Raw genomic sequence first — 25,972 nt, 5'->3', positions numbered from 1 at the left:
AATGGGGATTTTATTTAACACTAGTATCTTAACCTGAGGATTAGCTTTAATTGGTGTGTTGCTATTTGCTTCTCTTTCATCATTAGTGTCAGAGAAAGCTGGAGTAGTAAATATTGCTGTTGAAGGTATGATGATTGTTGGAGCTTTAGTAGTTTCAATTTTAGGAACTTATTTAAAAACAAGTGATCAGAAAAATTACACACAAATATTTGTCGTTTTATTAGGTGGAATTATAACCGCAATCTTTGCATTACTACACGCTTTTCCATCAATCACTTTAAAAGCAAACCAAATTGTTTCTGGAACTGCAATTAATATCTTAACTCTAGGTCTTGGAATCTTTTTATCAACTTCAAACTGATTTGGAAAACAATCACAAGTTATTGCTAGTGGATACACTTCAATAAATGTCATTAATATTACTAAAGTAGTTGAAGGAAGAACTCAACAAGTAGCTAGTATGTTACCAATATGAACTATTCTAGCTATTGTGATTGCGATTGGATTATTGTTATTCTTTAAATATACAAAACAAGGAATGCGCTATGCCATGGTAGGAGAAAATCCAAATGCGATTGATGCAGCCGGAATTAGTGTAACTAAATATCGTTATATAGCAGTAATTCTATCGGGATTTTTAGCAGGAATTGGTGGAGGAGTTTTTGTTGTTACTACTGTAAGTGGTGGTGGATTATTTAGTGGAAATATGCTGGGTTATGGATTTTTAGGAATCGCTATTATGATCTTTGGGCAATGAAAAATTCCGTTTATTGTCATTGGAACAATTATATTTTCATGGTTGTTTGCACTAGGTCAACAAATCGGAACTATTTCAACCAATAAAACTATTCAAGATATTTCAACTTTATTTAACACTTTACCATTTATTTTAACTATAGTTGCTATGATTGTTTTTAGTAAAACTTCAAGAGCTCCCGCCGCTGTTGGTATTCCGTTTGACAAATCGAAAAGATAGAAAAACTAATAGTTTAAAACAAGCTTTAACTATCTATGTTAAGCTTGTTTTTTATTTTGCAGAAATTTTAAAAATCCATTATAATAAATTATGTACCAAAAAATTATGTACCAAAGTTTGGCAACATAGCCAAGTGGCTAAGGCATGGGTCTGCAACACCCTGATCGTCGGTTCGAATCCGACTGTTGCCTCCAATACGAAAAAAACTTGATCTCTCTTTTATGATTATAAAAAGAGAGATTTTTTATTACTAATAACTCTTTAAAATCTGCATTAAATCAAGCTGAAAAAATATTTTTTTAAATGTTTTATGTTGTAAATTTTTTATTAATATTCTATAATAAAAAAGTCACTTAAAAGTGTGAGATAATAACATAGCAAGAGCCTTTACACGCGCCCGTAGATCAATTGGATAGATCGCTTGACTACGGATCAAAAGGTTGGGGGTTCGAGTCCCTCCGGGCGCACCATTTAGAAAGCTAATTGTTATTATCCTAAAAAAATAATAACAACTATTCGGGAAGTGGCTCAGCTTGGTAGAGCATTCGGTTTGGGACCGAAGGGTCGCAGGTTCAAATCCTGTCTTCCCGACCATTAGATATGGGCCCTTAGCTCAGCTGGGAGAGCACCTGCCTTGCACGCAGGGGGTCGACGGTTCGATCCCGTTAGGGTCCACCATATTTGGCGGGGTAGCTCAGTTGGTTAGAGCGTTCGGTTCATACCCGAGAGGTCGAGAGTTCAAATCTCTCCCCCGCTACCATCATTATTATGGACCTTTAGCTCAGTTGGTTAGAGCATCCGGCTCATAACCGGACGGTCATTGGTTCAAGTCCAATAAGGTCCACCATAATTGAAAGCATCAATTATGTTAAGAAATGGTAACACGGAAGATTACCCAAGTCCGGCTGAAGGGATCGGTCTTGAAAACCGAGAGTCGGGGAAACCCGAGCGGGGGTTCGAATCCCTCATCTTCCGCCATTTAATAGAAAACAAATTAGTGTCGCGGGGTAGAGCAGTTGGCAGCTCGTCGGGCTCATAACCCGAAGGTCGCAGGTTCGAGTCCTGCCCCCGCAACCAATGGCCCCATAGCGAAGTTGGTTATCGCGCCTCCCTGTCACGGAGGAGATCACGGGTTCGAGTCCCGTTGGGGTCGCCATCAACGGTTGTGTAGCTCAGTTGGTAGAGCAGCAGACTGAAGCTCTGCGTGTCGGCGGTTCAATTCCGTCCACAACCACCATTTGAGAGATTGAGATCATGTAGCCAGCAATGGCTACTTTTTTTATTCAAAAATTAAAAAAGTTATTAAAAATTAGTTTTAGAAATCTTAAAACCTCTAGTTTTGAAAATAAGTATTTAGCTTTTAATTTTAATAAATAAATCAATAAACCAAACTAAATTAATTGACAGTCACTAGGTTTAAAAATTAGCAAATGACATTTATCTTAAACTTTAAAAAACCATAATAATCTAGATAAGATCACTGATAAATTAATTAGCAAAATAGCAATAAAATTAGGGTTAGTTATACAAACTAAATTTTTATTTTAATAAATTTACAAACCAGAATAGCTGTCTGTTTGCTGAATTGATAAAGACTATAAATATTTATATAATTATTAATGATATTTAGATGAAAGGTATAAAAAGTCATGAGAAAAACAGTTATTTTTGGAAACTGAAAGATGAATGGTACAAATCAAAGTATCAAAGATTTTTTAAGCATTACTGATAATAAAATAAACGATAAAAATGTTGTTGCTGGACTAGCGGTTCCTTTTACTTTGCTTCAAATAGCAAAACAGTTAACTAAAAATATTAAAATAGCTGCACAAAATGTTCATTTTCAAGAAAATGGTGCATTTACTGGTGAAATTTCACCACTGATGTTAAAAGATTTAAATGTTGATTATGCAATAGTTGGCCACTCTGAAAGAAGAGAAATGTTTTGTGAAACTGATCAAATGATTAATCAAAAAGTTAAAATTCTATTAAAACATAATATAATACCAATTATTTGTTGTGGTGAGTCTTTAGAAATTAAACAAGTAGCAAAAACCATTGATTTTGTAAACAATCAAATAATTCAAGCACTTAAAGATGTAACAGCTGATCAAGTAGTTAAAATAATTATTGCTTATGAACCCATTTGAGCAATTGGCACAGGTAAAACTGCAACAGCTCAAGACGCTGAATTAGTATGTCAAGCAATTAGAGATAATCTGGCATCTATTTATGATCAAAAAATAGCTGATCAAATTATTATTCAATATGGTGGAAGTGTAAAACCAAATAATATTAAAGAATATCTACAAATGCCAAATATTGATGGAGCATTAGTTGGTGGAGCTTCGTTACAAGCTGATGATTATTTAGAATTAATAAATTATGAACAAAAAAATTAAATTATTAATTTTAGATATGGATGGCACTAGTTATCATAAAATGGGTCCTATAATTCAAGATAATATTGAACCATTAAACCAAATTATTGACAAAGGAATTGAAGTAGTATTTGTTACGGGACGACCTGTTTTGTCAAAACAAAACAACTTAGAAAAACACGGTTTTACTAAAAACCATACTTTAATAGCAGGTTATAATGGTGCTTGTATTTTTGATCTACAAACAAATAAAATTCTAGCTTCTAATCCAATAAAATGAAGCATTGCTAAACAAGTTTATGATTTAGCAGCAAGTAGTAAATTTAAAGATCATGACATTAAAATTTGAGGTTATGCTACTGATTTAAAAACAGTTGTTTTAAGCAAATCAAAAGATTTAACAACTGATTATGATAGTGAATTAAATTTATTTGATGGAAAACTTGTACAGTTTGCTGAAATTGATAAAGAATATGATTTTTTTAAATTATTAGCATTTAACGCTAATAAGGAATTTTTTGAAACTTTAAAAACCCAGTTAAAACTAAATGTTTCAACTGATAATAACAAAATAATTGAAATTAATATAAATGGTATTAACAAAAAATTTGCTGTTGACTGATTTAAAAATCACTTAAATATTGAATTAGAAAATATTGCTGCAATGGGTGATGGTATGAATGATTATGAAATGATCAAACACGTTGGAATTGGAGTTGCTTTTAAAAACTCTGTTGATGCTTTAAAAGAAATTGCTCAAGTTTATATCGATAAAACAAGTGAACAAGGTGCAGTTAAAGAATTTATTAATAATTATATTTTATTAAGAAAGGATACAAATGACTAAAATAAGACCTGTATTACTAGCTATTTTAGATGGTTGTGGAATCGCAAAACCTGGTAAAGGTAATGCTGTTGAAAATGCAAATATGGAATTTGTAAAAGAAATGCAAAGTAAATATCCATGAGTACAAGCTCATGCTTCAGGAAAATGAGTAGGACTTCCTGATGGTCAAATGGGAAACTCAGAAGTTGGACATATCCATTTAGGTGCTGGAAGAATTAATATGGAATCTCTAGCTAAATTAAATCACGAAGTCCAAACAAACCAGATTTCACAAAATCCTGAAATTTTAGAAGCATTTGAACAAGTTAAAAGTCACAATAGTTCTTTACACTTAATGGGATTGTTTTCAAATGGTGGAGTTCACTCTCATATAGATCATATGCTTGCTATTTATAAAGCTGCTATTAGGTTTGGAATCACAAATATTAAGTTTGATTTAATTACTGATGGACGTGATACAGCTCCAAGACTTGCTGATAAATTTGTTGAACAACTATTAGAAATTATTAGAAAAAATAATAACATTGGTCAAATTAGTTCAATTAGTGGTCGTTATTATGCAATGGATCGTGATAAAAGATTTGAAAGAAGTGCACAAGCTTATAAGTCAATCGCTTTAAGACAAGGTTTAAATTCTTTTACTGATCCAATTGCTTATATCAAAAGCCAATACAGTATTGGAAATGATGATGAAATGATATTTCCAGCATTTAATTTGTCAGTTGATGATACTCAATTACAAAAAAATGATGTAGTGATTATGACTAATTTTCGTCCTGACAGAGCAATTCAAATTTCATCAATTATCACAAATTCTGAATATTTAGCATGAAAAGATCCAGCATTCAAAGGCTTATATTTTGTTGGAAATGATATTCGTTTTGTTTGTATGATGAAATACTCTGAAACAGTTGCTTCTGAACATATTGCCTATCCTTCAAAACCATTAACAAACACCTTAGGACAATGAATTTCAAAACTGGGTTTAAAACAATTACGAATCGCTGAAACTGAAAAAATTGCCCATGTGACTTTCTTTTTTGATGGTGGAAATGACTTTTTTAAGAACGGTTTAGCAAAACCTGATGAAATTATGTTAAAAAATGCTTGTATTGATTTAATTGCTTCTCCCAAAGTAGCAACTTATGATTTAAAGCCTGAAATGGCCGCTATTGAAATTACAGATAAATTAATCGAAGAAATTAATAAAGATCAATTTGATTTAATAGTTTTAAACTTTGCAAATTGTGACATGGTAGGTCATACTGGAAATAATCAAGCAACTGAAATTGCATGTAAAGTTTTAGATCAACAATTAAAGCGAATTCACGATGAGTTTGTATTAAAACACAACGGAGTAATGTTAATTACTGCTGATCATGGTAATGCTGAAATTATGCTTGATCAAAATAATCAAATTAATAAAAAACATACAACTTCACCAGTTTATATTATTGTTACCGATTCAAACCTTAAATTAAAACAAAAAGATGCTGCTATTGCTAAAGTTGCACCAACAATTTTAGATCTTATGGGATTAGAAGTTCCTAGTGAAATGAATCTAGAATCAATGATTGAAAAAAATATATAAGACCAATAACTATAAGAAATTAGAGATTATGATAAAAAATAACAATAATGAGATATTAATCAGTATTAAAGATTTGTCTTTTAAATATGCCAAAAAACAGAATCAGCACAATTTAGAGATCCAAGACCTAGAAATACCAAAAGATCAAATTATTTCATTACTAGGACCAAGTGGTAGTGGAAAAACTACCTTATTAAATTTAATTCTAGGATATCTAAAACCTAGTAGCGGTACAATAAGTATCAAAAATAATCCTAAAATTCATGAAATAGCTTACATTATGCAAGAAGGCTCAATTTATGAAAATGTTAGCGTTTTTAATAACGTTTTTTTAAGTGCTAAAAATTATAGTAAATGAGTTGATTTGACTCGTTTACATTTTTTAAAATCATTAGTTAAAGAATATCAAAACCTTGAAAAGCATCATAAAATTATTTCAAATTTTAATGATTATCAAATTGCAATTGAACAAAACAAAAAATGAGATAAAGAAATTAAGTATTTTAAATTAATATTAAGCTTACTTTTTAATAAAGAAATTAAAAATAAAATCACTTTTTTAAAAGCGATCAGATTAAAAAGTTTATTTAGAAAAGAATTTCTTAAAATTGCTAAAAAACTAGATATTGATCAATTTATTGATAAGAATGTTAATCAATTAAGTGGTGGACAAAAACAACGTGTTTCTCTAGCTAAAGCAATTATTAAAAAAACTAATTTAGTTTTAATGGATGAACCGTTTTCAGCACTAGATGCCAAAATTAAAGAATCAACTATTGAATGATTAATAAAAATTAAAAAAGACTTTAACTTAAGTATTATTTTAGTAACTCATGATCAACAAGATGCTTTAAAAATAAGTGATCAAATCATCTTATTAAATGATGGAAAAATCCAACAATTCTCTGACTCAAAAACAATGTATAATAACCCAAATAATTTATTTGTAGCTAAGTTTATCGGAAGCCCGGAGATCAATTTTATCGAAACTAAAAATGATCGTTCATATTATATAAGACACAATAATTTAAAAGTAAAAGCTAATAAATCAGCAGAATACACAATTTTAGATAAAAAATCTTTTGGAGATAGAACTTCTTATGTTGTTGAATTTGCTAAAAATAATAACTGAACTTTTGTTTTAAACAACAATAATTTAAATATTAATGACAAAGTAAGTATAACTTATGATCAAAAAGACGTTTTATGTTTTGACCAACTAGAAAGACGTGTTTATGAAAAAGAAGTTAGCTAGTAAAAAAGTCTCAAACTTAACTCAAATTGTGCTATTGGTTGCACCATTAATGCTTTGTATTTTATTATTTGTGTTATTTCCTATTATTCATACTTTTATTAAGTCATTGAGATTTTCACCAAACCGACATGATCTAACTAGATATGATTATAACTTTGGTAATTACTATGGGATTTTGTCTGATAGTCACTTTCAACACGCTATTTTAAATTCAACATTAGTATTAGTGTTTGCTACAACAATTTCAATGTTACTAGCATTAATATTTTCAGTAATTATTAATTCTGTTGTGATTAAAACAACTAGAAAAATTGTTTTATCAGTAATTTATTCACAATTTTTTATTTCTGGGTTTGCGATTGGTGTTGCTTTTATTACACTTTTTGGAAATAAAAATTATCTTTTCTTGTTAATAGGATTAAATAAATACAGTTTTACATCAGGAGATCATCGATTAGCAATTTGAATTTATTATGTAGTTTTTCAAATATGGCGTTCGTTACCATTTAATTTAATTTTGCTAGCTTCAGCCATGTCTAGAGCTGATTTAAAATATCAAAAAGTGATTTTAAATGATAAATTAACAATTATTCAAAAGTTTAAATATGTAAGTATGACTGAAATTTCTAAAGTGATTTTTGCTATTTTATTTACGAACTTTATTTTTGCTTCATTAATATTGCCTTCAGCAATTCTTGATAATAATTATGATTTAGAAATTAATAATGCTCACACTTTAACTAGTTATACTATTAAATACTTCGGATTAGGTAATAGTGAAATATTAAGATATGAAAAAGGATATGCAGCTGCTTTTTTTAGTTTTAGTTATTTATTATTATTATTAACTTTAACCCAAGTTTTAAGACCAAAAATGATTAAAATTATGATTAATAAAATCAAGTTAGCAAAACAACATGGAGTAGAGCATGTATAAAATAATTATTAAAGAAATTATTAAATACCTACTGATGGGATTTTTATGTGTTTTATTATTATTTCCTTTATATTTTTTATTGCTACAAGCACTATTAAGCAATGCTTCATTAACTGATAATAAGATCTTTTGATTTATTCAAGAATGAAATTGACAAAATTTTGCTATTGCATTAAAAAGTAATTTCTTGCCAGCAGTTGGTTGAACACTATTATTTGTTGTGATTTTAACTTTTATTAGAATTGTTGTTTATTCTTTAGCGATTGCTGGGTTGCTAAAAATGAGTAGTGCTTATCAGAAAACATTTCAATATTTTTTCTTAATTATTAGTCTAATTCCTGAGTTTTCATTATATCTAAGTTTAAAAACTATACTAATTGGATTAAATTGAAATCTAGCACCTTTTGCAGTAGTTACTAATTCGATTTTTTCATTTTTTAACTTTACTTATATTTTTAATCTAGCTAAGGCTATTAAATCTGAAAAACAAAAAATTATTATTAATGATAATTTAAAATGACATCAACAAATAGCTTATGTTTATCTGCCTAAGATGAAATTGGGTTATTTATTATTAGTGATTTTTTCATTTATATCTTGTTGAAATGATTATATTTGACCGTTGTTTATTTTACCTGGTGATTATAAAAATGTTACTATTTGATATCAAACACTAGGAAAAGAACTACAATTTCAAGTTCTTACAAATGTTCAAGCAGCTGGAGCTATGATTGCAGTTATTGTTCCAATTGTTATCTATGCAATATTTAGTAAAAAAATTAATAATTTTAATTAAAAAAAACTGCTAAATGCTAATTTTAGCAGTTTTTTTACTATTATAGTTTTGAGATTTAATTATCAAGTTATTTAGAATATGGTAGTTAAATTTAAATATTGGAGAACAGAAAAAAATGAACAGAAAAATAGGATTGTCGTTTTTAGGGTGTGCGACATTATTTACTCCATTTTTTACGATCGCATGTAATCTTGCATCGCGTCGAGATGCTGTCATTATGCAACTTGCTCAAGGACAAAATTGACCATTAGCTTTTGCACTAAAACCATTAACAGAATACTATAATAATAAATTTAAAAATGATAATGATTTTGTAAAAGTTGAATTAGAGTTTCAAGACAAAACCGGAACTTATGATGAATTTAAACTAATTAAAAATGTAAAAGATAAAATCATTACCAATGATTATACAAGACTACCTAATATTGTGGTAGGTAGTCAGACTGGTGCTTATATTTTAAAACAAACAGACAACTTATTAGATTTATCTAAAACAAAAGTTAAAAAGGATTTATTTAGTCCTAAAATTGCAAACTTACATTCAACTTTAGCAGGTCAGGGTCAAGAGACCGAAACATTATTTAATATCCCTTTTGATAATTCAGATCTTGATGCACTTGTTTTTAACTATCAACTGTTAAATAAAATGTTTGATTTGATTAAAAACAATGGTGGACAAGTGGATTCGAATGCAAAAATTGTTAAAGCAGCTCAAGAAGCTGCTGAAAAAGTAAAGACAAAGGAAAAATATTACACTGAGATACCAAATACAACTGTTTGGAGTGCAATAGAGCCAACTAGTAAAATGGCTTTTAAAAGTATGAAAAAAGTTGATGATTCAACGTTTGAATCAATACAATCTATTAGATATTTTTCAAAGGAATTTACAGATGGTGTGAAATTAAAAGATTCTAGTTTAACTACAGAAATATTATCTGGTAGTGTATTTTCAATTGATTATTATAACGGTGTATTTTATAAAGAATTAAATTCAAAGCTTGCAAAAGACCAAGTTATTTTCAAACTAAATAAGGATAATAATGTTGATTACAATTTAGTTACAGATAAAAAAATTCAAGATAAATTTAAAGAATTATGAAAAGACTATACTAATAATACTAGCCAAAGAAAAGAAAAGAAAATAGAGAAGGACGGAAAGACTAAAAATTTAGTTTTTCAATCAATCAAGTACACAGATAGAGTCAATGATTGAGGATCACATGAAATACGAAGATTTCAAACTGCTATAAGTCTTGCTCCATCAGTTGGTGCTGCTCAAAACAAAATTACTAATGTTATTAGACCAAAAGATGATCCTAATTTTGAAAGAAATAATGCAAATTCAGGTGATATTTTAATGAAACAACAAATCTTAGTATCTAAAACTGGAGAGCAAAAAATCTTTAGTGAAGGTGGATCAAGCATCTTACCTATCGATATTAAAAATAGCAGATTAAATCAAGGAACAATAAAATTTTTAGAATGACTATATACTGGTGAAAATGAGATAGTAAGTAAAATTAAAGAAGAAAATTGAATCACATTAGCTAAAAATTCGGGATATATTATGCCTTTAAGAAGTGTTTCAAAAGGGGAAGAAGGTCTTAAAAAAATAAGAGAAAAATATGAAAGTTTAAATAAAAAATTAGATGAGGAAAAAGATAAAGATAAAACCAAATCAACAGATTACATAGCATTAAATAATTTACAATCAGCTATAGTATCATTAGAATCTATTTTAGAATTTGAAACAAAGGATGACGTTATTGCAAAAGCATCTGTTGGAGATGAAAAAACAGCTCAGATAACAAGAGCATTTGCAGGTGAATTATTTGGGCAAACAAAAAATGATAGTCCTACAAAACCTAAATCAGCAGATGAATTACTTGCTAGATTTAAAAAAATAATTAATGAAAAGTAGACTAGTATAATCGGATTAAAATTTCTAATCCTTTAAATAGTTATTTTAATAATTTTTTACTATTATAGTTTTGAGATTTAATTATCAAATTATTTAGAATATGGTAATTAAATTTAAATATTGGAGAACAAAAAAGATGAATAGAAAAATAGGGTTGTTATTTTTAGGGTGTACCACATTATTTACCCCTTTTTTTACAGTTGCTTGTAATATTGCTTCACAACGAAATACTGTTATTGTGCAACTAGCACAAGGTAAAAACTGACCATTAGCTTCAGCTTTGATACCATTAACAGAATACTATAATAATAATTTTAAAGATCAACAAGATTTTGTAAAAGTTGAATTAGAGTTTCAAGACAAAACTGGAACTTATGATGAATTCAAACTAATTAAAAATGTAAAAGATAAAATCATCACTAATGATTATACAAGACTACCTAATATTGTTGTAGGCAGTCAGACTGGTGCTTATATTTTAAAGCAAACAGATAACTTACTAAACTTAACTAATACAAAAATCAAGAAAGATTTATTTAGCCCTAAAATTGCTAATTTACACTCAATTTTAGCAGGGCAAGGTAAAAATACTAATACACTATTTAATATCCCTTTTGATAACTCAGATCTTGATGCACTTACTTTTAATTACCAATTGTTAAATAAAATGTTTGAGTTAATTAAAGAAAATGGTGGAGATGTTGATGAAAACGCAGAAATTGTTAAGGCAGCTAAAAGTGCCGCTGACATGGCAAATAAGGGTCAGGAAAGTTATACTAAAATACCAAACACAACTATTTGGAATATGATAAAAGCTAAAAATATGAAATCCTTTAAAGATATAGGTAAAGTAGATGATTCAACATTTACGTCAATTCAATCAATCAGAGATTTATCAGAGAAGTTTACTAATGGAATAGAATTAGAAAATTCTAAGGTTAATGAGTACACTTTATCTGGAAATGTATTTTCAATAGATTATTTCAATGATACTTTTTACAAAGAGTTAGATTCGAGAATTAAAGAAGACAAAATTATCTTTAAATTAAATGATAAAAATGAAGTTGATTATAATTTAGTAAAAGATAAAGACATCATAAAAGAATTTAAGAATTTATGAGAAGACTATACTAAAAAGAATGTAAGAGTTGAAAAGAAGATAAGTAATAATTTAGTTTCAAAAAATGTAGTATTTCAAGCACTTAAATATGAAAATAAAGATCCTGATTGAGGGGGTCATGAGATACGTAGATTTCAAAGTGCTATCAGTTTTACTCCATCGGTAGGTGCAGCTCAAAATAAGATTACCAATGTTGTTAGACCAGAACATGATCTTAATTTTGAGAAAAATAATACAAAATCTGGTGATATTGCTATGAGACCACAAATGTTAATTTCTAAAAAAGATGGTAAAAAAATTTTTAGTGAAGGTGGATCAAGCATTTTACCAATAGATAGTAAAAACAGTAGATTAAACCAGGGAACTATTAAATTTTTAGAGTGACTTTATACTGGTAAAAACAGGGTAAATAAAAATATTGAAGAAGAAAATTGAATCACACTATCTGAGAAGTCCGGATATGTTATGCCTCTAAAAAATGTTATAAACAAGGATCTAGGACTTAAAAAATTAGAAGAAAAATATAATAATCTAGAAAAAGAATTATTAAAAGAAAGTGACAAAACTAGATCATGAAAATATGTTACATTAAATCTTTTAGAGTCAGCAAAAATATCTCTAAAATCAATTCTAAATTTTGAAACTAATAGTGACGTTATCTCAAAACCAACTGTACAGGATGATAAAACTGCTCAAATTACTCGTCTATTTGCAGGTCAATTACAAGGATTAACACAAATTGACAATCCAACAAAACCTTTAACAGGAGATGAGTTAATTGAGAAATTTAAAAAAATAATTGCTCAACATTAAAACACAAATTAACTAAAAATGCTCATACACAAAAAATAAAAATATTTTATAAACATGAAACGAATTATTTTTAAACGAACAAATAGTTCGTTTTTTTTATAACATCTAAAGATTAAACATTACTTTTTATTTTTACTTAAATTAGTTATTTTTCATTTTTTTATATTAACTTGAATAAAGTAATTGTTTAAAGTGTATTTTTCTTAATACGAATTTTTAAATTACCTAAAAAATCAAAGATTTTAAATAAAAATATGTTTTTAAAAAATAATTTTCAATAGTTTTTTACTATTATAGATTTGAAGTTTACTTATTGGATTACTTAACAAGAGCGGATAATTAAACTTGAATATAGGAGAATAGAAAAAATGAATAAGAAAATAGGATTGTCATTTTTAGGATGTACAACATTATTTACTCCATTTTTTACAATTGCTTGTAATCTTGCTTCACAACGAAACACTATTATTGTGCAATTAGCACAAGGTGAATTTTGGCCTTTAGCTTTTGGGCTAAAACCATTAACAGAATACTATAATAATAATTTTAAAGATCAACAAGATTTTGTAAAAGTTGAGTTACAATTCAAAGATAAAACCAGAACCGATGATGAGTTTAAACTAATTAAAAAAGTAAAAGATTACATCATAACAGGTGATTTTAATAATTTGCCAAACATTGTTGTAGGTAGTCAGTCTGGAGCTTATGTTTTAAAACAAACAAATAACTTATTAGATTTGAGTGGTTCAGTAATTAAAAAGGATTTATTTAGTAAAAAGATTGCAAATTTGCACTCTACTCTAGCAGGACAAGGTGAAAAAACCGAAACACTATTTAATATCCCTTTTGATAACTCAGATCTTGATTCTCTTAACTTCAATTACCAATTGTTAAATAAAATGTTTGATTTGATCAAGAAAAATGGCGGAACTATTAATGAATCAGCTAATATTGTTAAGTCAGTAGAACAAGCAGCAAAAAAAGCTAATGAAGGTAATAAAGATTATACTAAAATACCAGAAAATAGTGTCTGAAATTGAATAAAAGCTAAAAATAAAACAGTGTTTAAAGACATAAGAAATGTTGATGATTCTACATTTGAATCAATTCAATCAATCAGAGATCTTGCAAAAAAATTTACACAAGGATTAGAAATTGATAATCCTAAGATTACAACAGAAATAATTTCTGGTAACGTATTTTCAATTGACTACTTTTATGACACTTTCTACAAGGAGTTAGATTCAAGAATTGATAAAGACAAAGTAATTTTTAAATTAAACAGTAAGAATAATGTTGATTACAATTTAGTAACTGATTCAAGCGTCGAAAAAGAAACTAAAAATTTATGAGATGACTACACTATAAATGTGAAACAAAGAATAGAGCAAGAAACTAAAAAAGGCGCTGTATCTAAGAAAGTTGTATTTCAATCTATTAAATATACTGATAGAGATAATGACTGGGGAGCACACGAAATACGTAGATTTCAAAGTGCAATAAGCCTTACTCCATCTGTTGGATCATCTCAAAACAAAATTACTAATTGAGTTGCAAATCCAGACGATAGAAAAGATGCAAAATCAGGTGATGTTGCAATGAAACCTCAATTACTGCTATCTAAAAGCAAGGGACAAAAAATTTTTAGCGAAGGCGGATCAAGTATTTTACCAATAGATAGTAAAAACAGTAGATTAAACCAGGGAACTATTAAATTTTTAGAATGACTTTATACTGGTAAAAATAAGTTAGACCAACAAAATGAAGAAGAAAACTGAATTACATTAGCCAAAAATTCTGGATATATCATGCCTTTAGCAAAAGTTGTAAATGATAAGAAAGGACTTAATAAATTAGAAGAGAGATATAAAAATTTGCAAAATAAATTAAATGCTCAAACTGATAAAACCAAATCAAACGAATACATTACATTAAATCTTTTAGAATCAGCAATACTATCGTTAAAATCTATTTTAGATTTTGAGACTAATGGTGAAATTATTGCAAAGCCAACCGTTCAAGATGATAAAACTGCTGAAATTAGAGAGTTGTTAAAAAATGAATTACAAAATTCAACAAAAATTGATAGTCCAACAACAGCCATGACATCTGATGAATTAATTAAAAGAATTAAAAAAATAGTCAAGCAACATTAGAATAGATATGAATCAAAGTTTATGTTTGAGTTAGGTTAAAATTTCAAGTACAACTATCATTAAAGTAAAATTCACTAAATTTTGCCATGAAGTTTACTTGTTTTTTTTATTATGCCTTGAAATTAGCATTTTTTTAAAATAATTAACTAGTTAGTTTCAACCTTAGAATAGAAAGTCTAGCTAACTGTAATCTCGTATCTGTTCTTTTCTTACATTAAAGCAAGCATACATAAGTTATAACTTAATTTTTATTGGTTTTTAAAGTATAATTTAAAAAGCAAGGTGGTGAGAATTTATGACAAAAATTAGTATTAAGTTAGATGAAAGTCCCGAGTCCGTCCATTTTTTTAAGTTAAATAATACAAAGTTAAATTATGTTATAAGTTACGCCACTTTTATTTTGCTGTAGTAACTGATTTATAACATTATTTGACTATTCAAAGGAGTAGAAAAATGTTTAAAATCACGTTTAAAAAATACTCTCCTAAAAAGCTAAAAAACCGTAAAAAGCAAGTACAATTTTCAAATGAAAATTTTATTAAGAATGTCTCAGGATTAGATCAAGCCGAAATTTTAAAAACAATGGGTTTAAATTACTTTGGATTGACTAATGAAGAATATGAATTAAGATTGAAAAAATATGGAACAAATGAATTAAAAAGAAAAGAGTTTAATGTTTTTTCTGAGTTTATTAGTGCGTTTTTTGGACCATTTAATATTGTTTTAATTTTAATTTCTTTATACAATTTTATTTCTTATGCTACTAATGGTTTTGGCCAAAATCATGGATCTGATTCTAGCTTTGATTTAGTGGGAGGAATCATTATAATCATAATGGTTGTTGCTAGTGGAACTGCTTCATTTATTCAATCATTAAGAAGTCATCTAGTAACTAAAAGAATTGCAACAATTGTAAAAAGCACAACAAATATCATCAGACATAAAAATGAAGATGAAGTTGAAAATTATCAAAAGATTACTAAAAAAAATCAACTAGATTTAATTAGACTAGGTGAAGAAATTGATGTTAAGCATCTTGTTCCTGGTGATTTAATTTATCTTTCAAGTGGAGATATGTTGCCAGCTGATGTTAGAATTGTGCAATCAAATGATTTATTTATTAACCAATCTTCATTAACTGGAGAATCAATGCCTGTTGAAAAACATGCAACTAATAAAAATAATACAAATAATATTTTAGATTTAGAAAATATTTGTTATACAGGAACTAGTGTTGTTTCTGGAAGTGCTATTGCTATTGTTTTAGCAACAGGAAATGACACTTATTTTTCAACTATTAGTAAAACTATTATGGAAAAACGTCCTGATTCAAGTTTTACTAAAGGAATTAAAAAAGTAACAAGAATGTTACTAATATTTATGTTAGTGATGGTTCCAACTGTTTATTTAGCAAAAGCAATTATTGGAACTATTGCAATGAATGGTCATTTTGACTCTGTAAAAGATAATCCTTGATTTCAAGCAATCTTTTTTGCTGTAGCTGTAGCTGTAGGATTAACTCCTGAAATGTTACCTATGATTGTAACGACAAACTTAGCTAATGGAGCTTCTAAGATGACAAAACAAAAAGTTGTTGTTAAAAGATTAGAAGCAATTCAATCATTAGGAGCTATTGACATTTTATGTACTGATAAGACCGGTACATTAACAAACGATAAAATAGAACTTATTGATTATCTAACAGTAGATAAAAAACCCGACCCTTTACTTTTAAAATATCTATATATAAATAGTTATTATCAAACAGGGTTGAAAAATCCGATGGATAAAGCAATCGTTGATTATGTTAAGAATCATAACCACAATTTTTCAATTCAAGATATCACAAAAATTGATGAAATTCCATTTGATTTTAACCGAAGAAAATTAACTATTATTTTTGATGATGATAAAGATAATAGAACCATGATCACCAAAGGTAGTGTTGAAGAAATCTTAAACTCATGTACTAAGGTATTAAAAGAAGGTAAAATTGTTAATTTAACTGATGCTTATAAAAGACAAATTCAAGCATATTATGAAAATGTCAATCAACAGGGAAAACGTTTATTAGGTGTTGCTTTTAAACATATTAAAGACGGAAAAACAAGATTTGCCCCAAAAGACGAAACTAACTTAGTTTTTATGGGATTTGCGTCATTTTTAGATACTCCTAAACCATCAACAAAACAAACTATTAAATTATTAAAAAAATATGGAGTAGAATTAAAAATTCTAACAGGAGATAACGAACCAATTACAAGAGCTATTTGCAAGATGGTAGATCTAGAAATCAAAGGTCTAGTAACTGGTGAAGAAATTGATGCAGCTAGTGAATATGAATTAAGAAAAATTGTTGAAAAAAATAACATCTTTGTAAAGTTAAATCCACTACAAAAAGTTAAAATCATTCAAGTTTTAAAACAAAACGATCACGTTGTTGGTTATATGGGAGATGGTATTAATGATGCTCCTGTTTTAAGACAAAGTGATGTAGCTATTTCAGTTAATAATGCAACAGATATTGCAAAAGATGCAAGTGACATTATTTTATTGGAAAAATCATTATTAGTTTTAGAAAAAGGAATCATCCAAGGAAGAACTGTTTTTTGTAATATTTTAAAATATATTAAAATCACAACTGCTTCAAACTTTGGTAACTCATTATCAGTGTTAATAGGTACTTTGTGATTACCATTTGTTCCAATGGCTCCAGCCCAAATTCTATTACAAAACCTAATTTATGATTTTTCACAATTTGGAGTTTCATTAGACAATGTAGATCCGTCATTTTTAATAACACCGCAACGATGAAATTCTAAAGATCTATTACCATTTACTACTATTAATGGAACGGTCAGTTCATTGTTTGATATTATTACTTTTGCTGTAGCTGGTTATGGTCTAGGGTTTGTAACTCAATATAACCAAGCAACAGCTATGGGAGACGCTAGTCTTGCTAATATGGCAATGTCACAATTTCAAGCTTGTTGATTCTTAATTGGATTGTTATCTCAAACTTTAGTATTTCAAGTTTTACGTACTGAACACATACCAATCATTCAAAGTAGATCATCATGACCAGTTTATTCAATCGCAGCATTTGTTAGTGTTATAGCTATTTTCATCACATTTGTTTCACAATCAAAACTAGGTTCATTAATTCAATTAACTAGTCCTGGATGGATATTCTTACCAATAGCAATAGCTATATTAGCTAGTTATTTTGTAGTAGCTGAACTAACTAAGCTTGCATATAAAAAGGTCTTTAATAAGTGATTATAATCAAAAATCTTTCTTAGCTGATAAGAAGGATTTTTATTATCTAAAGATATTAGCTAAAATAAAAAGCATATATTATTAATATTAGGAGTTAATATGAAAGAAATTTATATTAATAATTTACAAGACACTAATAACTTAGCAACTAAAATTGCTAAGCAAATTAAAAATAGCCAGTTACCTTTTTATCTTTTATTAAATGGCGGTTTGGGTTCAGGAAAAACTGCTTTTACAAAATCTTTGTTAAAAGAATTGGGTGTTAAAGAAAATATTTCATCACCTACATTTGTAATTTTAAATCAGTATCAAACAAATGATTTTAAGATTAATCATGTTGATGCTTATAGATTAAACAATGACTCAGAAATTGATATGTATTTAGATGAATTTGATAATAGTATTAATATTATTGAATGATATGAGAATTTAAGTCTAGATTTTTCTAACACAAATAAAATTACTATTACTATTAAAATTATTGATGAAAATAAAAGAATATTTATCTTAGGAGAATAACTATGAATCTTTTTATAGATACAACTAATTGAAAGCTTATTTTTATATTAGAAAAAGATAATAAGATAATTGATTATTTAATCATTAAGGATAATAAAAAGATCTCTGATATTGCTATTGATCAACTAAAATTATTTCTATATAAAAATAACTTAACTATTAAAGATGTTGGTTCATTTTATTTAACAAAAGGACCTGGAAGTTATACAGGAGTAAGAGTTGGGTTAACAATAGTTAAAACTCTTAAAACATTAAACAACAATATAAAGGTTTATCTAATTAATTCATTGTTATTTCAAGCTGGTAAAAATAAAGTGCTTTCATTACTAGATGCTAGAAGTAATAAGTATTATCTAGCTGTTTATGATCATTTCAAGGTTTTAGAAAATATTAAATTAGTTACTGAAGACGAACTACAAAGCTATTTTGATAAATATAGTGAATTTAAAATTGTTAAAGATTATGATATAGATTTTATTAATAATTATTTAGAGACTAAAGAAATCTTTGAACTGGTTGAAGATGTAAATAATATTAATCCGTTATATGTTAAAAGTTTTGTTTAATATTGATAATTGTTTAAATAAAAATGATTAGATAATTCTAATCATTTTTTTAAATTTTAAAATTGATTAATTTTAAAATTTAAGTTCACTCTTGTTTTGAGACCGTAATGTCTTTGTAAAAAAATATTAATATTCACTTTTAAGTTTTACTGACTTATGTAATTCTAAAATTCAAAATAGACATAAAAAGGATACAATATTTTAAAAAAAGAATTTTAGTTTTTTACTTATTTCAATCTTCTATTAAAATAGATAGAAGATATTTTAATAATGTTTTAAGAATAACCGTGTTTGTTTTTCAATAAAAGGATTTATCTCCAAACAAAAATTGTAATTTTAAATCTTTGAACAGAAAAGAATAAAGAAATGTATTTAATTTTTATAGCTATTTTTCTATCTGCTTTTTAGTATTTAATGATTTAGTATTTTATTAATTTAATTTATTTTTTTCTTTAAATTAATTAATCTAAATCATTTTACTTTATTTAGTTTATTTTTGTTATATTAACTAAATTTATACTAAATTTCTCTCATTTTATCGTAAAACTTAGCTTAAATAATATTTGTAATATTTAACTTAAACATCTATTCACTCATTCAAAAATTTGCTAATAGATTTATTGAGTATGAAAACTTATAAAGGTAAGAATTTAATTTAGCTAATTTTTTCAAAAGATAACAAAAGAAATTACTAAAATACATAAATAAAATTGCACTATAATTTGCTGATTTATATAGAAAAATACTATTTTAACATTAATAAATTATTAATTTTATAAGAACAATAGTTATAATAATATATTTGTTTTCCTTTCTTCTTTTATTGTGATGATTTCAATAACGTTATTATCAATTACTAGTTATTTATTTAAATCTTTTAACTTTTTTAATATAAAAATCATTACTTATTTTATAACTGAAATTTATATTCTTTTTTTTGTTTATTTGAGTATTTTATATTCAAAATACTCAGTATTTATGATAAATACTGCCCATATTTTAAAATTTTTATTTTACACTATTTCATTTGAGTTATTCAAAGTTTTTAGTTAATATTTTTTGTATTTTGTTCTGTCTTGACCAATATTTAGAGAAGCCACAATATTTTTAAAAATATTAGAATTAAATGCATATTTAAAATATGTTCTTTTAGTGTATTAAAGTAACTCATATTTTAGATGTACACAAAGTGTGAATTTATTTCAATAAATAAGCTTGTATTAAGGCATGTGACCTACAATTAATTCTTTAATTAATAAACAAAAGTTTTAAAGTCTTTTCAAAATAATTTCGGTTACTCAATTTAAAAACAGTTTTTTTAAATGCTTTATTATTTATTTTTTACTAAAACATTTAATAAACTCAGATATACAAAATAAAGTTAGTTTTGTATGTAATTAAATCTTTTATATAAAATGAATTCTTTTTTAGTGTTAGAGTAATTTACTAGTTTTTATATTTTTAAAATATTGGATAAAATTATGCTAAATTTCTCTCATTTTATCGAAAAATTTGAATTAAATATGATTATAAATTTATTGATAAAATCTTATCTTATTAGTTATATCACTAGTAATTTAGAAATATAAAATTAAGTTTTAATACAATCTGTAATAATTAATAAAATAAATGTTTATTAGAACTAATAAATAATACTTTTAGAACTAAGAAACTAATAATTTATTTATAGTTAGAATTAATAATAATCATGCTCACAATTTACACTGAAATAATTTTTTGTTATTGAAAAACTCGTTTTATTAATAGTTGTTAACATAAAACTTCGTTGTGTAAGGTTGATAATATGAAAATGAGACATCTCATAATTTAAAAAGCGACTGATTCTATATTAAAGGTAAGGTTTTGTACAAATTATTTATCTATTAAAGCACGACTAAATCTAATGATAAGATTATGTTTAATTATTTGCTAAACAATGTTATTTATGAGTTAAGAGTTTTTTGCTATCAAAATAATCAGTATTTATCGTAAAAACTTTTTATTTTAAAAATTTAATTTAAGTTAATTTGATGTTATTATTTATTGTATTTTTCTTTTGATTTTAATATCACATAAGCATAGTGCTTTTAAATTACTCATTATTCGCATTTTAAAACTATTTGAAGAATTAATTTTAGTACTATTAAATTACTAAATACTTGCTTAGATTTAGAATCTTATTAGCATTTAATTCAGGCATTTAATAAATGATTTGAGATTTTAACTTGTATTATCATTTGTTTTTTTAAAATTTTAGATTCTATAAATTATTGTTAACTTTCTTATTAAATTAATATAGAAAATTATTAGTACAGTATTTAATTTTTAAGGTTTATGTATTCTATAAGTTATGCTTAATTTTATTTAGTTTATTTTTATAATATTGACTAAATTTATATTAAATTTCTCTCATTTTATCGAAAAACTTTCTTAAAATATAGCTTGTAATTTTTTAATAATGAGTTATAGAATTATCATTTTAAATTGAAGATAATGTTGAAAAAAGTGATTTTATTATTTATTTTATTTCATTTAATCTACAAAAAATAATAAGTTTAGAATAGAAATAATTAATAAAATAAGTTATTAATATCTTATTAATCATATGCATCTAGTTTATTAATAAACAGCAAAATAAATTAATAAATACAGATAATAATTAAAAAATTATTTATATTTTACTTACTATAAAAAATATGAAACTAGAAAAATTTCTAGTAACATGCTAAAAATCTAGATAAAAAGCACTAAATTTATTCAATTTTAAGATTTTACTACTTTATTTAAAGCATATTTTAAATCCATCTAAATAGATATTTTGTTGACAATTGCTTAATATGGTTAGTATTTAATTTTTAATTAGCAAGTATTAAAAATTCAAAACTTTATTATTCTATAGTTTTATTTAATTATTTTTTATGTAATAATATTTAATGTTATGGGTTAATACTCAAGTTGGTGAAGAGGACACCCTGCTAAGGTGTTAGGTCGGTTATCCGGCGCGAGAGTTCGAGTCTCTCTTAACCCGCCATTTTAGAAAATTACAAGGCTGCTTGACGCAGCCTTTTTATTCATTAAATTTGTAAAGAATATATAATTATTAAAGAAAGAATCGATAAAATCATGAAAAAAAAGGATAAAAAAGTTAAATCAAAACTAAAAGAATTTAATAAAGAAAATATTAAAGAATTAGTATCAAAATTAAAATTTTGAAAAAATAATAATGATTTAATTGAAGATAATTATTTTGATAATCTTTTAAATTCTTTTTTCATGACAAAAGAAAGTGAAAAAAAGACTATTATCGACTTATTCGAAAAAAAGGGTATTGAATATTTTTTATTTTATACAGATCACAAGAATTGACAAAATATTTTAGATTATGGTATTCGTCCAGTTAAACGCTTAATCTTAAAACCAACTGAAGAATATGTAGTTTGATCTTATCAACAACAAGAACATTCAATTTTATTAGAATTTGATGTTTCTTCTAGAGCTCATTTTTGAAAGTGAATGACTGATACGGGGTTTAATCCTAAAGAGGTTATGATTATAGGAATTAATCCTAAACATTTAGCTAAATCAACTAAAAAAGATTGAATTTGAGATCGATCTAAGTCAATGGCTATTATTTCTGAAGATATCCAAGTTGAGTCAATTGACTGAATTATGTTTAGAAGCTATCAAGTTTATCGAAAAGCTCAACAAGCAATTGAACAATCGGGGTTAAAAATTAAATTATATTTTGGAACTGATGGAGTTGTCAAACAAGAAAGTAGGAAAGAACATGGTAAAGCAATTAGATAAGATAACACCTCGTAATTTTGATTTTGCAAAATGATATACAGATATTGTTATTAATGCAAAACTAGCAAGTTATGGAGCTGTTAAAGGAACAATGATTTTCAGACCTTATGGTTATGCTATTTGAGAATTAATTCAAAAACATTTAGATCTTGAATTTAAAAAAATAAAAGTTCAAAATGTCTACTTTCCACTTTTAATTCCAGAATCTTTGTTTAATAGAGAAAAAGATCATATTGAAGGTTTTTCTCCAGAAATTGCTACTGTCACAAAAGTTGGAGACAAACAACTTGAAGAAGTTTTATTTATCAGACCAACAAGTGAAGTGTTGATGATGGATTTTTTTAGCAACGAAGTTAACTCATATAGAGATCTGCCTTTAATTTACAATCAGTGATGTAATGTTATGCGTTGAGAAAAAACAACAAGACCATTTTTAAGAACTAGTGAATTTTTATGACAAGAAGGACACACTGTTCACAATTCTTATAATGAAGCTGAAGAATTTACTTTGAAAGTATTACAGATCTATAAGAATTTTGCTCAAAAGATTCTATTACTACCAGTAATTGCTGGTAAAAAAACTGTAAAGGAAAAATTTGCAGGAGCAAAAGACACTTATACAATCGAATCATTAATGTTTGATGGTCAAGCTTTGCAATGTGGAACTTCACATTTTTTTGCTGATAATTTCTCAAAAGCTTATGACATTAAATTTCAAAATAAAGATGGTCAACTAGAATATGCTTATTCGACTAGTTGAGGAGTTTCAACTCGTTTAATTGGAGCAATTATTATGACTCATAGTGATGATAATGGTTTAATATTACCAAGCTCAATTTCACCTATTCAAGTTCAAATTATTCAAATTAAAAACACTGATCAAATTCAAAAGGTTGCAAAACAAATAAAAAAACAACTAGCAAATTATCGAACTGAAATTGATGATACTGACAAAAGCTTTGGATTTAAGATCAGTGAAGCTGAAATTAAAGGTATTCCTATTAGAATTGAGATTGGTCCTCGTGATCTTGAAAATCATCAGTTAACTATTTCAAGACGTGATGATCAAACTAACAAGATTAAAGTTGATATCAACAATGTTGTATCAAGTGTTGATCAGATGATTAAAGATTATGATAATTCACTTTATCAAAAAGCTTTGCAAAATAGAGAGTCAAAAACATTTACTGCTGATTCAATTGAACAATACATTGAAATTTTAAAACAAAATCAAGGTTTTGTTTTAGTGCCTTTTTGTGGTGATATAACTTGTGAAAATGATGTAAAACAAAAGACCTCAACAAACTCTAGATGTATTGCTTTTGATGTTGAGCAAACTAAATCTAAGTGTTTTAATTGTAAAAAAGACTCACAATTAAAAGTCTATTTTGCCAGAGCTTATTAAGAGGTGTTTTATACTATGTCTAATCAAAAATTTTATGCAGTTAAACAAGGACGCAAGCCTGGAATATATACTTCTTGAGAGCAAACAAAACTTCAAGTTGATAAGTTTGCTAATGCTGAATTTAAAGCTTTTTCAAACAAACAAGACGCTTTAGATTATCTTAATTATAAAAATAAGCAAACTATAACTAAACCAGCAAAAAATACCATTAGTACTGATAAAAATTCAGCTATTGCCTATACTGATGGTAGTTATGATGTTGAATCTAAAACTTATTCATTTGGTGCTGTTGTTATTTTTAATAATAAACAAGTACATATTAGTCAGAGATTTAATGATTCTAAAACTGCTGAGCTTAGAAATGTTGCTGGAGAATTGCTAGCTGCTATGCATGTTACTCAATTTTGTTTAGACAACAATATCAAAGATTTAAAAATTTATCATGATTATCAAGGAGTTAGTAAGTGAGTAACTCAGGAATGACAAGCAAATAAAGAATTTACTAAAAAATATAAAGAGTATATGCAAAACAAACAAAAGCAAATAAATATTTCTTTTGAATGAGTAAAAGCTCATAGTAATAATAAGTATAATGAACTAGCTGATAGATTAGCTTTTAATGCAACATACAAGCTTGTTTTAAAAGAGGTTTAGTATGAAAGAACTAGCATATAACTTTCAAATTCAAGCAATTGATGGACGAGAAATTAAAACATATATTTGAATAACTAATAAACAACCTAAAGCAGTTATTCATTTAATTGCAACTGGAGCTGAACAAATTTTAAGTTATACAAAATTTGCAAAAAGAATGAATAAGCAAAATATTATTGTTATTTGCTCATCACTAAAAGGCTTTGAAAAACCTGATGAAATAAGCAGTAAAGATCCAGTATTTTTCAATTATTTTAATGGATGAAAATTGATTGTCGAAGAGTTAAAATCAGTTAATGATTATGTTAAAAAAACTTATAAACATCTACCATTATTTTTAATTGCTCATGCTCTTGGAAGTATTTTTGCCAAAGCTTATGCTATTAAATATTCAGAAACAATTGATGGATTAATATTATCTTCTTTTATTGAGTTTAATAAACTTAACTTACTAGTAAATAATTTATGATTATTTTTAATAGAAATTTCTGCTGGAAAAAAATATCCCTGCACGTTTAAACAAAATTTATTTTTAAAAAGATTTAAAAGATTAATGAAAAAAGAACGCAATATTGAAAATAATGAAATCTTTAAAAAATATTTAGAGTTAATGCAAGATCCACTTTTAACTAAAGTATTTAGCGTTTGTGCATTACGTGATGTTTATAAATGCATGATATTTAATAATTTAACAAATAATATAAAATTTATAAGACAAAACTTACCTATATTATTATTAGCTAACAACAATAGTTATACAAAACCTCAAATGTATGCAAAAATGTCTGAAAACCAATTAAAAACATTGTTAAAAAATGATTGTTTTGCTCATTATATTATTTTTGATAATTCTAAAGACAAGGTGTTTGATGAACAAATTAATACTGATTTAGAACAAAACATTATGTGATTTATAAATAAATATAGTAAAAAATTTGACTGATAGAAA

At 26.3% G+C, this 25,972-nt stretch carries 17 protein-coding genes and 11 tRNA genes; all 28 read left to right on the top strand.

Annotation, left to right across the window (positions count from 1 at the left end):
* Position 1: 1 nt before the first annotated feature.
* The 28 genes from MPUT_RS03005 to MPUT_RS02870 all read left to right on the top strand — a co-directional run bounded on the left by MPUT_RS03005 (position 2) and on the right by MPUT_RS02870 (position 25,969).
* Positions 2-976, top strand: coding sequence for an ABC transporter permease (locus MPUT_RS03005; protein WP_014035310.1), 975 nt, complete (start codon positions 2-4; stop codon positions 974-976).
* A 119-nt stretch (positions 977-1,095) separates the two neighbouring features.
* Positions 1,096-1,170 (top strand) — tRNA-Cys (locus MPUT_RS03000).
* A 199-nt stretch (positions 1,171-1,369) separates the two neighbouring features.
* Positions 1,370-1,446, top strand: a tRNA-Arg gene (locus MPUT_RS02995).
* Between the two features lie 47 nt (positions 1,447-1,493).
* Positions 1,494-1,570: transfer RNA gene (locus tag MPUT_RS02990), tRNA-Pro, on the top strand.
* A gap of 8 nt (positions 1,571-1,578) precedes the next feature.
* A tRNA-Ala gene (locus MPUT_RS02985) sits at positions 1,579-1,654 on the top strand.
* Positions 1,655-1,659: 5 nt separating this feature from the next.
* Positions 1,660-1,736: transfer RNA gene (locus MPUT_RS02980), tRNA-Met, on the top strand.
* A gap of 10 nt (positions 1,737-1,746) precedes the next feature.
* Positions 1,747-1,823, top strand: a tRNA-Ile gene (locus MPUT_RS02975).
* 38 nt (positions 1,824-1,861) lie between these two features.
* Positions 1,862-1,954 (top strand) — tRNA-Ser (locus MPUT_RS02970).
* A 23-nt stretch (positions 1,955-1,977) separates the two neighbouring features.
* Positions 1,978-2,053 (top strand) — tRNA-Met (locus MPUT_RS02965).
* A gap of 2 nt (positions 2,054-2,055) precedes the next feature.
* Positions 2,056-2,132, top strand: a tRNA-Asp gene (locus tag MPUT_RS02960).
* A gap of 5 nt (positions 2,133-2,137) precedes the next feature.
* Positions 2,138-2,213, top strand: a tRNA-Phe gene (locus MPUT_RS02955).
* A gap of 412 nt (positions 2,214-2,625) precedes the next feature.
* Positions 2,626-3,378, top strand: a complete 753-nt coding sequence (gene tpiA / locus MPUT_RS02950) for a triose-phosphate isomerase (RefSeq protein WP_014035309.1) — start codon at positions 2,626-2,628, stop codon at positions 3,376-3,378.
* On the top strand, positions 3,362-4,204 hold the full coding sequence (locus MPUT_RS02945; RefSeq protein ID WP_014035308.1) for an HAD-IIB family hydrolase: 843 nt from the start codon (positions 3,362-3,364) through the stop codon (positions 4,202-4,204). Before tpiA ends, MPUT_RS02945 begins: the two co-directional genes overlap by 17 nt.
* Positions 4,197-5,795, top strand: a complete 1,599-nt coding sequence (gene gpmI, locus MPUT_RS02940) for a 2,3-bisphosphoglycerate-independent phosphoglycerate mutase (protein ID WP_014035307.1) — start codon at positions 4,197-4,199, stop codon at positions 5,793-5,795. Before MPUT_RS02945 ends, gpmI begins: the two co-directional genes overlap by 8 nt.
* Before the next feature lie 28 nt (positions 5,796-5,823).
* Entirely contained in the window at positions 5,824-7,050 is a 1,227-nt protein-coding gene (locus tag MPUT_RS02935) for an ATP-binding cassette domain-containing protein (RefSeq protein ID WP_014035306.1), read from the top strand.
* Positions 7,031-7,987 carry a carbohydrate ABC transporter permease gene (locus MPUT_RS02930; RefSeq protein WP_014035305.1) on the top strand — a complete coding sequence of 319 codons (957 nt, stop codon included), beginning with the start codon at positions 7,031-7,033 and terminating at the stop codon, positions 7,985-7,987. Before MPUT_RS02935 ends, MPUT_RS02930 begins: the two co-directional genes overlap by 20 nt.
* On the top strand, positions 7,980-8,783 hold the full coding sequence (locus tag MPUT_RS02925) for an ABC transporter permease subunit (RefSeq protein ID WP_014035304.1): 804 nt from the start codon (positions 7,980-7,982) through the stop codon (positions 8,781-8,783). Before MPUT_RS02930 ends, MPUT_RS02925 begins: the two co-directional genes overlap by 8 nt.
* Positions 8,784-8,898: 115 nt before the next feature.
* Positions 8,899-10,704 carry a P68 family surface lipoprotein gene (locus MPUT_RS02920; protein WP_014035303.1) on the top strand — a complete coding sequence of 602 codons (1,806 nt, stop codon included), beginning with the start codon at positions 8,899-8,901 and terminating at the stop codon, positions 10,702-10,704.
* A gap of 136 nt (positions 10,705-10,840) precedes the next feature.
* Complete coding sequence (locus tag MPUT_RS02915; protein ID WP_014035302.1) at positions 10,841-12,637, top strand: P68 family surface lipoprotein; 1,797 nt, start codon at positions 10,841-10,843, stop codon at positions 12,635-12,637.
* Between the two features lie 368 nt (positions 12,638-13,005).
* Positions 13,006-14,793, top strand: coding sequence for a P68 family surface lipoprotein (locus MPUT_RS02910; RefSeq protein ID WP_014035301.1), 1,788 nt, complete (start codon positions 13,006-13,008; stop codon positions 14,791-14,793).
* Positions 14,794-15,246: 453 nt separating this feature from the next.
* A complete protein-coding gene (gene mgtA, locus MPUT_RS02905; protein ID WP_014035300.1) occupies positions 15,247-18,078 on the top strand; it encodes a magnesium-translocating P-type ATPase in 2,832 nt (943 codons plus the stop codon).
* Between the two features lie 93 nt (positions 18,079-18,171).
* Positions 18,172-18,591: a tRNA (adenosine(37)-N6)-threonylcarbamoyltransferase complex ATPase subunit type 1 TsaE gene (gene tsaE, locus MPUT_RS02900; protein WP_014035299.1), complete on the top strand. Its 420-nt coding sequence runs from the start codon at positions 18,172-18,174 to the stop codon at positions 18,589-18,591.
* Positions 18,592-18,593: 2 nt separating this feature from the next.
* Complete coding sequence (tsaB, locus tag MPUT_RS02895; RefSeq protein WP_014035298.1) at positions 18,594-19,157, top strand: tRNA (adenosine(37)-N6)-threonylcarbamoyltransferase complex dimerization subunit type 1 TsaB; 564 nt, start codon at positions 18,594-18,596, stop codon at positions 19,155-19,157.
* Positions 19,158-22,097: 2,940 nt separating this feature from the next.
* Positions 22,098-22,188, top strand: a tRNA-Ser gene (locus MPUT_RS02890).
* Between the two features lie 92 nt (positions 22,189-22,280).
* Positions 22,281-22,964 carry a hypothetical protein gene (locus tag MPUT_RS02885; protein ID WP_014035296.1) on the top strand — a complete coding sequence of 228 codons (684 nt, stop codon included), beginning with the start codon at positions 22,281-22,283 and terminating at the stop codon, positions 22,962-22,964.
* Entirely contained in the window at positions 22,945-24,369 is a 1,425-nt protein-coding gene (proS, locus tag MPUT_RS02880; protein WP_014035295.1) for a proline--tRNA ligase, read from the top strand. The genes MPUT_RS02885 and proS overlap by 20 nt, the downstream gene beginning before the upstream one ends.
* 15 nt (positions 24,370-24,384) lie before the next feature.
* Positions 24,385-25,023, top strand: a complete 639-nt coding sequence (locus MPUT_RS02875) for a ribonuclease H1 domain-containing protein (RefSeq protein WP_014035294.1) — start codon at positions 24,385-24,387, stop codon at positions 25,021-25,023.
* A gap of 1 nt (position 25,024) precedes the next feature.
* Entirely contained in the window at positions 25,025-25,969 is a 945-nt protein-coding gene (locus tag MPUT_RS02870; RefSeq protein ID WP_014035293.1) for an alpha/beta hydrolase, read from the top strand.
* Positions 25,970-25,972 lie beyond the last annotated feature (3 nt).

This window comes from Mycoplasma putrefaciens KS1, assembly GCF_000224105.1.
GTDB lineage: Bacteria > Bacillota_I > Bacilli_A > Mycoplasmatales > Mycoplasmataceae > Mycoplasma > Mycoplasma putrefaciens.
The sequence above is the reverse complement of the archived record's forward strand: the minus strand, read 5'-3'. Positions and strand labels throughout refer to the sequence as shown.